This window comes from Anaerotruncus rubiinfantis (assembly GCF_900078395.1).
Lineage (GTDB): Bacteria > Bacillota > Clostridia > Oscillospirales > Ruminococcaceae > Anaerotruncus > Anaerotruncus rubiinfantis.
Window position 1 is genome coordinate 1,699,800 of record NZ_FKLA01000009.1, and the last position, 12,888, is coordinate 1,712,687.

Genomic DNA, 12,888 nt, shown 5'->3' on the forward strand with positions numbered 1-12,888 from the left:
GCCCCCTGGTGCGCGGAGCTTTCTGGAAAACAGTTTCTTTTTCTATGCGGCTATGTTATAATATATTGCCACTTATAGAAAAGAGGATTGGAAAAGGAATGGAAGAGAGAAAAGAAAATAAGATGGGTGTCATGCCGGTCGGGCCTCTGCTGCTGAGCATGTCGCTGCCGATTATCGGTTCGATGCTGGTGCAGGCGCTTTATAACGTTGTCGACAGCGTCTTTGTGGCGCAGATCAGCGAAAACGCACTGACTGCTGTTTCGTTGGCGTTTCCGGTGCAGAACCTGATCATTGCGGTGGCGGTCGGCACAGGTGTTGGGATCAACTCGCTCCTGTCCCGCAAGCTGGGTGAACGAAATTTTGCCGATGCAAACGCCACCGCGGAAAATGGTCTGCTGCTCGGATTGCTCAGCGGGCTGGTTTTTGCGGTGGCGGGACTGCTCTTTGCCGAGCCCTTTTTCCGCATGTTTACCGACAATGCGGAGATCGTTTCGATGGGAGCCGATTATCTGACCGTCTGCACGGTGATGTCGTTCGGCGTGTTTATGCAGTTTGCAGTGGAACGTATTATGCAGGCCACCGGCAATACGATTTTTTATATGCTCACCCAGGGCGGCGGTGCGATCACCAATATCATCCTGGACCCGATTTTTATTTTCGGGCTCTGCGGTATGCCGAAAATGGGGGTAAAAGGCGCCGCGATCGCGACGGTGGCGGGCCAGATCTTTGGGATGGCGCTGGGGCTTGTGCTGAATCATTTCTACAACCGGGAGATCAGGCTTGACTTCCGGCATTTTCGCCCAAGCGCGCGGATTATTGGGGAAATCTACAAGGTTGGCGTCCCTTCGATCATCATGCAGTCGATCGCGACGGTGATGACAATTGGGATGAATAAGATCCTCATTCCGTTCACCGAAACCGCCGCTGCGGTTTTCGGTGTCTATTTCAAACTGCAGAGCTTTGTTTTTATGCCGATTTTTGGACTTAACAATGGCCTTATCCCGATTGTGGCGTATAATTTTGGGGCGCGCAAAAGGGATCGGATCACAGCGGCCGTCAAACACGGGCTTTGCTATTCGACCTGCATCATGGCAGTGGGGACGGTGATATTCCAGATTTTTCCTAGGCCGCTTCTCCAGATTTTCAATGCATCCCCGGCGATGCTCCAGATCGGCGTTACAGCGCTTCGGATCATCAGCATCAGCTTTCTGGGCGCGGGAATCAGCATTGTCTTTTCCTCGGTGTTCCAAGCGGTTGGAAACGGGATGTTCAGCCTGCTCATGTCGGTGACGCGGCAGTTGGTCGTCATCTTGCCGGTAGCGTGGCTGATGGCAAAATGGATTGGGCTGGACGGCGTGTGGATCGCCTTTCCAGTCGCGGAGATCGCTTCACTTTTGATGGCGCTTGCCATGTACCGTTCGCTTTACAATAACCGGATTCGTGACCTTGTTCCGCTGGAAGAAACCGGCTGGGTCTAAAACGGTTCCAAAACATAGAAAAGTGCGCTTATTTTTAAGCGCACTTTTTTTGTCAGATCCGTTCAATCAGGGCAAGGGTGAGCTTTGCACAACGTTTGGCGGCATGTCCGACAAAGGTGTCATAATCCATATCCCCCTGGTCGTCCGCGCCGTCCGAAATGCACCGTACGATTGCAAACGGCACCTCGTTTAGATAGCAGACATGTCCCACCGCGCAGCCTTCCATTTCGATTGCGTCCGCGCTGGTCGCGGAAAAGATCCGATCCTTCACGGCGGAATCGGTGACAAACTGGTCCCCGGAGGTGATCCGTCCGGTGATGCAGGGGATCTGCTGTCCGGCGCAAATTTCCTGAACGAGCGCCTGCAAGCGTTTGTCCGCCTTGAAACGTCCGCAGCGCGGGAAATAATTTTCGAGCAGCCGTTCTTCCAGATCGTGATAAACAAGTTCGTCCGCAACCACGATGTCGAGGATATGCAGCCGTCCGGAAAGCGCGCCCGCTACGCCGCTGTTGAGAAAGTAGTCGGGCCGGTATCCGGAGATGATCGCCTGCGTGCAGGCAGCGGCGTTTACCTTGCCCACGCCGCACAGGGAGGCGACCACCCGTTTTCCGCCATATTCCGCCACATAGAAAGTGAAACGCCCGGAGGTTTCGGTCTTCCCATGGGAGCAGGCCTGCTTGATGAGATCAAATTCGCTGTCCATTGCACAGATAATGCCGATTGTAACCATGTTTTTGCATCCTTCCAATTGTTCAGTGGTATCATTTTAACCGATCAAGCCGGGGAATGCAATCATAATTGCCGCTGTGCGTTCATAAAGCTATATTATCTTTTTCAGGCGGAGGGAAACGGATGAACCAGCAGCACAAACAGGGCTATCTGTACGGCACCATGGTGCTGGCGGCGGGAACGATGACTGTCAAAGTGATCGGGGTACTGTTCAAGATCCCGCTGACCAATATCCTCGGCGGTGTGGGCATGAGCTATTTCAATGTTGCTTATGACCTCTATTATCCGCTTTATGCGCTGTTTGTGTCGGGCGTACCGGTAGCGGTTTCAAAGCTTGTGAGCGAGAGCATCGCTTGCGGGCGTGCGCGGGACGCGCGCAGGCTCCTGCGTGTTTCCGCAACCGTATTTGTCTCAATTGGGAGCTGCGGAACAATCCTGATGTTTGTTGGGGCGCGCTGGTTTGCCGGCCTGGTTGACAACCCGGACGCCTGTTATGCCATCTGGATGCTTGCGCCCGCACTTTTTTTTGGCTGTGTGATGGCGGCTTTCCGAGGCTACTGGCAGGGGCTGCAGGACATGGTCCCGACCGCGGTCTCGCAGATTGTGGAAGCGGTGGCCAAGCTTATTTTTGGGCTGGCGCTGGCCTATCTGATCACCCTGGCCGGGATGCGTGAATTCGCACGGGCAGGGACGGTGTTCGGGACGGCCTGCCCATCGTCGGAGCAAGCGCAGCTCGCGGTGCTGCCGTTTGCGGCGGCGGGAGCGATCCTTGGCGTAACCCTCAGCACGGTTTGCGGCGCGCTTTATATGGTGGCGCGCCACAAACTGGGAAAGGTGGGAATCAGCAGCGGCCAGTGGCGGGCCGCGCCGCACAGTTCCCCGGCCGGGACGCTGGTGCGGCGGCTGCTGGCAATCGCCCTGCCGGTCTGTGTGGCATCGGTCATTGCGAATCTAACCACATTCATCGATCTTATCTCGGTTATGAACCAACTGAACGAAGCGATTGCGGAAAACGCCCCGCTCATCACCGGGATGTATGCGGGAGCGATCCCGGAAGGGGTGGGGCTCGATAAGCTCGGCTCCTACCTCTACGGCTGCTATTCCGGCCTTGCGGTTCCGATTTATAATCTGGTGCCGTCGCTGACCACGACGATCGGAGTGAGCCTGCTTCCGGCGGTTTCGGCGGCATGGGCCTCCCGCGACCGTGTCCGCCTGACCCGCAACGTTTCCTCCGCTCTGCGCATCGCGTCGCTGATCGCGATGCCCGCGGGTTTTGGCATCTGCGCGCTGGCGGAACCAATCATGCACCTGCTCTATTTTACAAAACCGATGGAGGTTGCCGTGATCGCGCCCGCACTGCGCGTCATGGGGATCAGCGCGATCTTTGTGGCGCTTTCGCTGCCGGTCAACGCGATCCTACAGGCGCTCGGCCATGCGGATCTGCCGGTGAAGCTGCTTTTTATCGGCGGGCTTCTCAAGCTTGCAATGAATTATCTGCTGGTGCCGGTTCCGCAGCTCAATATTCAGGCAGCGCCGATTGGAACACTGGGGTGTTACGCATTTGTTCTGCTGGTGAGCCTGTGGGTGCTCATCCGGACAACCGATGTTGAAATCCCGGTAATCGGGGTATTTGGCAAGCCGCTTTTTGCCGGAATTTTGTGTGGAATTGCGGCAAAATTAAGCTGGGAAATGTTGGCAAGTTTGCTTCCGGAGCGGCTTTCGACGCTGGTTTCCATCGGAATTGGGGGCATTGTGTACCTATTTATCATATTATTCACAAAAACATTGACAAAAGTCGATTTTTTAATGGTGCCGGGCGCAGAAAAGTTTGCGAAGCTACTTGAAAAGCTGTCCCTTTTAGGGTAGAATACTAATCGTAGCTGTAAAAGCGGCTGGGAAAGGACTTTGAGCGGATGCCAGTGGATTTTCAGAAGAAAACTTCGTATGATATAAACGACCTCGTTGCAATCATGAAGCTGCTGCGTTCGAAAGACGGGTGTCCCTGGGATGCAAAGCAGGATCACCACACCATCCGCAAGAACTTCCTGGAGGAAACCTACGAGGTTTTGGAAGCGATCGACACGCAGGACGCGGAGCTGCTCAAAGAGGAACTCGGGGACGTGCTCCTGCAGATTGTGTTTCATTCCCGCATTGAGGAGGAAGCTGGCCGTTTTGCGTTTGACGATGTCTGTGACGGAATCTGTAAAAAGCTGATCCTGCGTCATCCGCATGTGTTCGGTGAAACGCGGGTTTCCGGGACCGACGAAGTCCTCACAAACTGGGACAAGATCAAGGAAGCGTCAAAAGGGCAGACCACGGCGGCAGAAACGCTGCGGAGCGTTCCAGCGGTATTCCCGGCGCTGATGCGCAGTGAAAAGGTACAGCATCGCGCGGCAAAGGCGGGGTTCGATTATCCGGATACCGGTTGGACGATACGGGTTTTGGAAAGCGAGATCGCGGAGCTTAAGGAGGCGGTCGCACAGGGGAATCAGGCGCATATCGACGAAGAGCTGGGAGACCTCTTGTTCGCGGCGGTGAATGTGGCAAGGTTCGTGGGCAGCGATCCGGAGGACGCGCTCGCAAAATCCTGCGACAAGTTTATCGGGCGGTTTGAGCGGGTGGAAAAGCTGGCGAAAGAACGCGGCGTGGATATGAAGGCTTCGTCCATCGAAATACTGGACGGGCTCTGGAAGGACGCCAAAAACAATAAGGACGTATTATCACAGGCAAAATTGTCTGAAGATATAAATTAAAATTATATAACGGAGGTCATTAATATGACAAAAGCAGAGCTTATCAATGCGGTTGCAGAGAAATCCGGGCTTTCCAAGAAGGATAGCGAGAAGGCAGTCGGCGCGGTTGTAGACGCGATCACCGATGCGCTCAAAGCCGGTGAGAAGGTCGCACTGGTCGGTTTCGGCACCTTCGAGACCAAGAACCGCAACGAGAGAAAGGGCATCAACCCGATCACCAAAGAGGAGATCACCATCGCTGCTGCGACTGTTCCTTCCTTTAAGGCTGGTAAGGCTCTGAAAGACGCCGTTGCTGGTAAATAAAAACATTTATTTGGGAAAAAGGGACCTGCCGTATCAAAGATGCGGCGGGGTTTTTTTTTTGAAGGAGGCCCTATGAGGCTTGATAAATATCTCAAAGTAACCCGCCTGATCAAACGCCGCACAGTTGCGAACGAGGCGTGCGACGCGGGCCGGATCGTGGTGAACGGCAAGGTTGCCCGTGCGTCCTACGACGTGAAGGAGGGCGACCTCATCGAAATCAATCTCGGACAGCGACCGCTCAAGGTCAAGGTGGTCAAGGTGAGCGAATACGCCACCAAAGATACCGCTGCCGAAGGGTACACGGTTGTGGAATAGATCTGAACGCAAAGCCGCCGGCATCTGCCGGCGGCTTTTTCCATGGGATTGTCCCGCGGGCGGTATATGCGGCGCGGCGCGCGCATAAATATTAGGGAATATCGTTATGGGAGGAAGCGGACATGGCGGAAGAGAAAAAAATTCCAACGCAGCACAATATCATTATGGAAGGCCGCAAGCGGCTTACCATTTCGGGCGTCACCGATATCGACAGCTTTGATGAACAGACGGTGGTCCTGTTTGTCGAGACCGGGGAACTGGAAATCCGCGGAGAAGGGCTGCACATCAACCGGATCGATGTGGACACCGGAGAACTCAACCTGGAAAGCGAACGGATCGACGCGCTCAGCTATGCGGACAATCATCCGGTACGGGGTGGTATTTTCGGCAAATTATTCCGGTAAAGCGTGGTATGATCGATTTCACGAGAGGAAGGGGATCGAATGGAGATCACGATTGCCGGACAGACCTGGATGTTCCTGTCATCGATCGTGCTGGGGGCGCTTTTGGGCGTGTGCTATGATATCTTCCGGATCATCCGGATCGCGGTCTATAACCCGCCCGCCGTGGTGGTGGCGGAGGATGTGCTGTTTGCAGGCATCTGCACGGCGTCCACCTTTTTGTTTTTCATCATGATGGACTGCGGACAGATCCGGATGTTTGTCCTGATCGGGGAAGTTGTTGGTTTCACACTTTATTACTGCACGGTCGGTGCATTCATCATTGGGGTCAGCCGCAGGATCATTGCAGGCGTCAAATGGGTATTCCAGACCATCTGGCGGCTGTTGATCGCACCGGTTTGGCGCCTGGTAGAAAGAATTGGAAGATTTTCAGGTAGAATCATGAAGAATTTGGCAAATTGGCTAAAAAACAAAGCGAAAAATTCCAGGATGCACTTGAAAAAGCACAGCAGTTTATTGTATAATCTAAGAAAGCCGCCGAAATGGAAGCGGCAAAGGAAAAAGGTTGAGGGGTAGGGCAAAAAGCAGGATATGAAAACGACAAGAGCGCGAAAAAAGAATCTGTTGATCCGTCTCTGTGTATTTGCATTTACTGCATATGTCGTGGTTTCTCTGGTATCGCTGCAAATGGAGATTACCTCCAAGCGCAGTGAACTGGCCGGCCTGCAGACTCAATTGGAGGCGCAGCAGACCGCGGTGAAGGATATCGAACGCCAGCTCAGCTATGGTGACGACGAGGATTTCCTTGCCCGGATCGCGCGCGACAAGTTGGATATGGGCCGTTCGGACGAGCGGGTCTTTCGTGATGCCTCCGGTTCCTGAAGTATTCTATCGCGGATGCGATTCATGTATAAAACACCAGATCGTTAAGGAGGCAGCGTAACAGACTATGCAGCTTGAGGTTGGCAGTATTGTAGAGGGAAAAGTTACCGGCATTACCAAATTCGGGGCGTTTATCGAGCTACCAGGCGGCAAAACCGGAATGGTACATATTTCGGAGGTGGCTTCGTCTTACGTCAAGGAGATTTCCGATCATCTTTCCCAGAATCAGATGGTTAAGGTGAAGATTATCGGTATTACACCGGAAGGAAAAGTGAGCCTCTCGATCAAACAGGTCGCGCCTGCACAGCCCGTGCAACAGCCTGCTTCACGTCCTTTCAATCAGAATGGGCCGAATGCGCAGGGCGGCGAACGCCCGCAGCGTCCGGCTTTCCAGCGCCGTCCGCCGCGCGAGGTTTCCTATGGGTTTGACCGCCGGCAGGCCATTTCCAGTGAGAATATGTCCTTTGAAGATATGATGAGCAAGTTTAAGCAGACCAGTGAGGACAAGATCTCCGACCTGAAGAAGTACACGGACGTCAAACGCGGGACTTCCCGGAACAGGAACCCGCAGAGATAACGCAATGGAGAGGCGCTTCGGCGCCTCTTTTCGTGTATAAAAAAGGAAAGGCTGGGAATATGTTATGGTTATCATAAACGCAGATATCCGCACGATGGCTGGGAAAGATTATCCGTGGGGATATATCCAAATAGATGGAACAAAGCTCGGCGCGGTCGGCCCGATGCAAGCGTGTCCAAAGGACCCGGAAGTATTCGACGCGAAAGGCGCGGTTGCTTTGCCGGGGCTTATCGACCCGCATAGCCACATCGGCATGTGGGAGGACGGGCTTGGCTTCGAAGGCGATGACGGCAACGAGGATACCGATCCGTGCACGCCGCACCTGCGTGGCATCGACGGGGTGAACCCGTTCGACCGCGCCTTTTCGGAGGCGCTCGACTGGGGGGTGACCACCGTTGTCACCGGGCCGGGAAGCGCCAATCCGGTGGCTGGGCAGCTTTGCGCCGTCAAGACGTACGGCCGCAGGGTGGACGATATGGCGGTGAAGGCGCCGCTTGCGATGAAATTCGCGCTGGGTGAAAATCCCAAAACCAGTTACCATGAAAAGCAGCAGGGCCCGGCGACCCGTATGGCGATTGCGGCGCTTATCCGGGAGCAGCTTCATAAGGCGCAGAAATACCGGCAGCAGATGGACGAGGCGGCGCAGGATGAAGAGCTGGACGAGCCGGAATACGACGCGAAATGCGAAGCGCTGCTGCCGCTCCTGCGTGGGGAAATCCAGGCGCATTTCCATGCGCACCGCGCGGACGACATCTTTACAGCAATCCGCATTGCGAAGGAATTCTCGCTCGACTACGTGATCATCCACGCGACCGAGGGACATCTGGTGGCCCAGGAGCTCGCCGCCGAGCGTGCATCGTGCATTGTCGGGCCGCTCATTGGCGCGCGCACCAAGCCGGAGCTTGCGAAAGCGGACGCGGCGGGGGGAGGAATCCTTACAAAAGCGGGTGTGTCGGTCGCAATCTGCACCGACCATCCGGAGGTGCCGCAGCGGTATCTGCTCATGAGCGCTCAGCTCGCCGCCGATGAGGGGATGGACCCGCAGGCGGCGTTAAGAGCGGTCACCTGCGAGGCGGCGCGGATGGTACGGCTGGAAAACCGGATCGGCACGCTGGAGGCTGGCAAGGACGCGGACATCGTGCTTTTTGATGGGGAACCGATGCAAACCCATGCGAAACCCGTGGCGGTGTTTATTGACGGAAGGAAGGTGCGGTAAAGATGCGTGAAATCGATCGGAAATTGGTGATTGAAACGGTGAAGGAGCTGTGTATCGAGGCGAACAGGATTCTGCCGGAGGATATGAAGGACTGTCTGCGGGCGGCCTGCGGGCAGGAGGAATCCCCGCTCGGCCGGGAGGTGCTCGGCGACATCGTCCGCAACTTTGAAGTGGCGGAACAGAAGCAGATACCAGTCTGCCAGGACACCGGCATGGCAGTTGTATTTGTGCGCCTCGGGGAGGACGCGCATGTCAAAGATCTGCCCGGTGCGGTGAATGAAGGGGTCCGGCGCGGCTATCTCGACGGGCTGCTGCGCTGTTCGGTCGTGAGCGATCCGCTGAGGCGGGTTAATTCCGGCGATAACACCCCGGCGGTTCTGCATCTGGAGATTATACCGGGGGACCGGCTCGAAATCACGGTGGCGCCAAAGGGCGCGGGCAGCGAAAATATGTCCGCCATTAAGATGATGACCCCGGCCGCGAGCGAGGAGGACATCATCAACTTTGTGGCGCACACGGTTGAAACGGCGGGCGGTAACCCCTGCCCGCCGGTCGTGGTTGGCGTGGGGATCGGCGGGAATTTCGAAGGCAGCGCTCTGCTTGCGAAAAAGGCGCTCTGCCGCAGCACGGCTGTGCGCAATCCGGACCCGCTTTACCGGGATCTGGAGGAACGGATGCTAGAAGCGGTCAACCGCACCGGTGTCGGCCCGCAGGGCTTTGGCGGGCGTGTGACCGCGCTGGCGGTCAATATCGAAGCTGGCGCGACCCACATCGCATGCCTGCCCGTGGCGGTGAACATGGGGTGCCATGTGACGCGGCACGCGCACAGGGTGCTTTGATGCCGCCCATATATTGTGTCTAAAAAGTAAAATTTGGCATACCTATTGTAAAATCGACGAATGTGGTGTATACTATAGACAAGAAATCTAGTCACTTTGTTAAAAACAGGGACAAACCTGTTTTGATATAACGCAAAGGGGTTGAATGTATGAACGTCACCATTACAGCGCGTAAGACTTCGGTTCGTGATTCTTTTAAGGATCGGATCGAGAAAAAACTCCAGAAGCTCGATCGCTTTTTCGATGACACTGCGAAGGCGATCGTGACCGTGACCAATGAGGGTGACCGGGAAACAGTGGAGGTAACAATTCAGTCGCAGGGGATGTTCTACCGCGCGGAGAAAACGACCGCGGACCGCTTTGATTCGCTGGAGGCCGTTGTGGACTCCCTGTTCCGCCAGATTGTAAAGAATAAAAACAAGCTTGGCAAACGCCTGCGTGCATCGGCGTTTGACCCATCCAATCTGGAAACCGGAGAACAGGAGGAGAGTCCGGTGGGTGAGTATGAGATCGAACGCGTCAAGCGTTTCGTCATGCGCCCGATGGATGTCAAGGAAGCGATCCTTCAGATGAATCTGCTGTCCCATGAATTCTTTGTTTTCCTCAACGCGGAGACCAATGAGACCAATGTTGTCTATAAACGCCACAACGGAACCTATGGTGTGCTGGAGCCCACAAAAGGCTGATAGATGGAAAATAGAACCCCCGGGTCCAATCCAAGTGGTCATAAAGACAAATTGTGAACCGAGGGTTTAAGGTAATCTAAATACAAAAAACAAAGGCGCGTCAAGAGTAATTTTGGCGCGCCTTTGCTTTTTACAAATTAAATATATGACAAATGGTTATTAGCGCATATTTGTTAGATAATTGGGTATCTGTCCTTTCTCATGAAAACCTTGAGTGTGAAAAATTATTGCAGAAGGATCAGCGTAAGTTGTTTTCTTGTGCATATTCAAATATTCGTATATAATATAGTTCATATCATTATGTTTATGGAGGTTGAGCAAGTGCGCGGCTATATTTCAATTCGAGAAGCCTCCTGCAAATGAGATGTTTCAGAAAGGTGAGTAACACAATATTGTGCAGCGGAGCGTATTCCAGGTGTTTCGTACTTTGGGCGATTATGGTGCATTCCTGCCAATGCCGAAAAGTTCACTGATCCACAAAAGGCGAAGTACTTCCGCAAAGGAGATATAACACTTTGATCGGCAAAAGAAAAATGCAAGATAGACTGAATTACTGGCGTTATCTGGGATACAGCAAGGAAGTTCTTGCTCTCTATGACAGCCGGGTCGCGGCAGACAATCTGCAAATATTAAGCGGCGCGCTTGCTGTCGCGGTATCCGTAATTCTGCTGGAGCTGGCAGTTGTAAATTGGGGAGTGATCCGGATGGCGGGCACCGCAAACGTAGTTTCCCTGCGTAGCTCCGCAAAGGTACTCATTATGGCGGCCGTTGTCTGTGGCGCTATGCTTCTTGTTACTAAGGGAGTACGCCGCAGACAGCCGATGCCCTTTTATTCCAGAATACTTACCACGCTTTTTCTTTTCATATGGGTCTTGACATATAATATGATAGGTACGATCCTTTATCCGCAAGATTGTGCGGTGATTGCCTGCGGAATGCTTTTGCTGGTACAGGTTGTTTTTGATTCATATCCGCTGGAGAACTTAGCGTTTGCCACCTTCGCCTATCTGCTTTTTATCACAATGAGCTTTCTTGTCAAGCCGTTTGAAATTTTTATTTATGACATATTTAACGCCATGCTCTTTTATCTGATTGGTGGATTTCTCTCGTGGATCAAATCTCGTTCAAAATGGTCGGCACTTATTCATGCGGATGCTATGGTGCAGTTTGAAACACAGAAGCTTGAAAACGAATTGACACAATTCCGTATTGTCGTCATGCTCAGCCAAATACAGCCGCATTTTCTCTATAACGCCCTCAGTTCCATTCAATGCTTATGCAGGGACGACCCAGCTGCGGCCGAAAAGGCTACCGCGGACTTCTCCATGTTCCTGCGGGGGAATATGGACTCGCTGACGATGGACAAGCCTATTGGCTTTGCCAAAGAATTGGAGCATACCAGGCATTATCTTTCGCTGGAAAAACTGCGTTTTCCGGATAAGCTGCATGTGGTCTACGATATCAGAACCACCTTGTTCCATCTGCCCACGCTGACCTTGCAGCCGATTGTAGAAAATGCCGTGCGCTACGGGGTCACAAAAACCAAAGTGGGCGGCACGGTGAAAATCTCCACCCGCGAGACGGATACGGCCTTTGTTCTGACTGTGGAGGACAACGGTGCGGGGTTCGATCCGATGAAACATCATGACGATGGACGCACCCATATCGGCATACAAAACGTCCGCGACCGCCTTGCCCGCATGAGCGGCGGTACGCTGACGGTTGAAAGTACACGGGGTGTTGGCACGGTTGCCGTGATTACAATTCCGAAGGGGGAAACGCCATGATTTTTTATGCAGTAGACGACGAGCCGCTTCAGCTGAAAATGCTGACTCGTGCGATTACCGACGCCGAGCCGAACTGCGAGTTGCACAGTTTTACCTATGCCGAGGAGCTGCTGACGGCAATGGACGAAGGATGTTCTGCCCCGGAGGTCGCATTTCTCGACATTGAGCTGCCCGATATGGGCGGATTGGAGCTGGCGTACCATATCAAGAAGCGAGCGCCGAAAACAAATATTGTGTTTGTCACCGGTTTTTCTCAGTATGCGCAGGAGGCCTATGCGCTCCGGCCCAGCGGTTACGTGATGAAACCGGTGTCCAAGGAAAACATTCGGACTGAGCTGGAGAATCTGCGCCATCCGCCTGATCGAACAGTCCCCAATAAGCGGATTCGCATTCAATGCTTTGGCTCGTTTGAAATTTTTGTGGACGATGTACCGGTATCCTTTAGCCGGACGAAATCCAAGGAGCTACTGGCTTATTTGGTTGACCGGCGCGGGACCAAATGCACGGCGGGAAAGCTGGCGGATATTCTGTGGGACGACGGGCTATATGACCGTTCACGGCAAAAGCAGATTGCCGCTTTTCGCAGTGAAATGATAAAATCGCTGAAAAAGGCGGGCGCGGCTCATATAATAAATGAAACAAACGATTCAATTATCATGGATCCGGAACAGTATGATTGTGATTACTATATGGCGCTGGCAGGCGACACGGTTGCAATCAACAGCTTTAACGGCGAATACATGACGGACTATTCCTGGGCGGAATTTACAGCGGCTGCATTGATGTCAAAGTTCGGTGAACAATAGTCGCTTCGATACAAAAAAATTTACGTAAGCCCTCGATTTCACAAGAAATCGAGGGCTTTTTGTTGTCGTTTTGTTGTCATGGCTCATTAGAATAATATAAAATGACTATCAATATT

At 53.5% G+C, this 12,888-nt stretch carries 15 protein-coding genes; 14 read left to right on the forward strand and 1 reads right to left on the reverse strand.

The annotated features are described in order from the left end of the window. The first annotated feature begins 98 nt into the window (after nt 1-98). Entirely contained in the window at nt 99-1,478 is a 1,380-nt protein-coding gene (locus BN4275_RS13600; protein WP_066459228.1) for an MATE family efflux transporter, read from the forward strand. Between the two features lie 52 nt (nt 1,479-1,530). Here the strand turns inward: BN4275_RS13600 and BN4275_RS13605 are convergent, their stop codons facing one another. Then, nucleotides 1,531-2,208, reverse strand: a complete 678-nt coding sequence (locus BN4275_RS13605) for a 5'-methylthioadenosine/adenosylhomocysteine nucleosidase (protein WP_066459230.1) — start codon at nt 2,206-2,208, stop codon at nt 1,531-1,533. Nucleotides 2,209-2,330: 122 nt separating this feature from the next. Here BN4275_RS13605 and BN4275_RS13610 point away from each other — a divergent pair, with 122 nt between their 5' ends. From BN4275_RS13610 to BN4275_RS13670, 13 genes are all read left to right on the forward strand, one after another. Further along, nucleotides 2,331-4,073 (forward strand): putative polysaccharide biosynthesis protein, encoded by a 1,743-nt coding sequence (locus tag BN4275_RS13610; RefSeq protein WP_066459232.1) that lies wholly within the window; start codon nt 2,331-2,333, stop codon nt 4,071-4,073. Nucleotides 4,074-4,120: 47 nt separating this feature from the next. Then, nucleotides 4,121-4,960, forward strand: coding sequence for a nucleoside triphosphate pyrophosphohydrolase (gene mazG, locus BN4275_RS13615; RefSeq protein ID WP_187116735.1), 840 nt, complete (start codon nt 4,121-4,123; stop codon nt 4,958-4,960). A 24-nt stretch (nt 4,961-4,984) separates the two neighbouring features. Next, nucleotides 4,985-5,263: a non-specific DNA-binding protein Hbs gene (locus BN4275_RS13620; RefSeq protein ID WP_066459234.1), complete on the forward strand. Its 279-nt coding sequence runs from the start codon at nt 4,985-4,987 to the stop codon at nt 5,261-5,263. A 72-nt stretch (nt 5,264-5,335) separates the two neighbouring features. After that, nucleotides 5,336-5,578, forward strand: a complete 243-nt coding sequence (locus BN4275_RS13625) for an RNA-binding S4 domain-containing protein (RefSeq protein WP_066459236.1) — start codon at nt 5,336-5,338, stop codon at nt 5,576-5,578. A gap of 122 nt (nt 5,579-5,700) precedes the next feature. Further along, nucleotides 5,701-5,982, forward strand: coding sequence for a YabP/YqfC family sporulation protein (locus tag BN4275_RS13630; protein WP_066459238.1), 282 nt, complete (start codon nt 5,701-5,703; stop codon nt 5,980-5,982). A 39-nt stretch (nt 5,983-6,021) separates the two neighbouring features. Further along, entirely contained in the window at nt 6,022-6,555 is a 534-nt protein-coding gene (yabQ, locus tag BN4275_RS13635; RefSeq protein ID WP_066459240.1) for a spore cortex biosynthesis protein YabQ, read from the forward strand. 15 nt (nt 6,556-6,570) lie between these two features. Next, nucleotides 6,571-6,861, forward strand: a complete 291-nt coding sequence (locus BN4275_RS13640; protein WP_066459242.1) for an FtsB family cell division protein — start codon at nt 6,571-6,573, stop codon at nt 6,859-6,861. Between the two features lie 67 nt (nt 6,862-6,928). Next, the gene (locus tag BN4275_RS13645) at nt 6,929-7,438 is read left to right on the forward strand and encodes a S1 RNA-binding domain-containing protein (protein WP_066459244.1); all 510 of its coding nucleotides are present in this window, start codon (nt 6,929-6,931) and stop codon (nt 7,436-7,438) included. Between the two features lie 64 nt (nt 7,439-7,502). After that, nucleotides 7,503-8,654: an amidohydrolase gene (locus BN4275_RS13650; protein WP_066459246.1), complete on the forward strand. Its 1,152-nt coding sequence runs from the start codon at nt 7,503-7,505 to the stop codon at nt 8,652-8,654. Between the two features lie 2 nt (nt 8,655-8,656). Then, nucleotides 8,657-9,493, forward strand: coding sequence for a fumarate hydratase (locus tag BN4275_RS13655; protein WP_066459247.1), 837 nt, complete (start codon nt 8,657-8,659; stop codon nt 9,491-9,493). A 149-nt stretch (nt 9,494-9,642) separates the two neighbouring features. Further along, complete coding sequence (gene hpf, locus BN4275_RS13660; RefSeq protein ID WP_066459249.1) at nt 9,643-10,179, forward strand: ribosome hibernation-promoting factor, HPF/YfiA family; 537 nt, start codon at nt 9,643-9,645, stop codon at nt 10,177-10,179. A gap of 515 nt (nt 10,180-10,694) precedes the next feature. Next, a complete protein-coding gene (locus BN4275_RS13665) occupies nt 10,695-11,966 on the forward strand; it encodes a sensor histidine kinase (RefSeq protein ID WP_066459250.1) in 1,272 nt (423 codons plus the stop codon). Continuing rightward, complete coding sequence (locus tag BN4275_RS13670; protein ID WP_066459252.1) at nt 11,963-12,772, forward strand: response regulator; 810 nt, start codon at nt 11,963-11,965, stop codon at nt 12,770-12,772. Before BN4275_RS13665 ends, BN4275_RS13670 begins: the two co-directional genes overlap by 4 nt. The last annotated feature ends 116 nt before the right edge of the window (nt 12,773-12,888 follow it).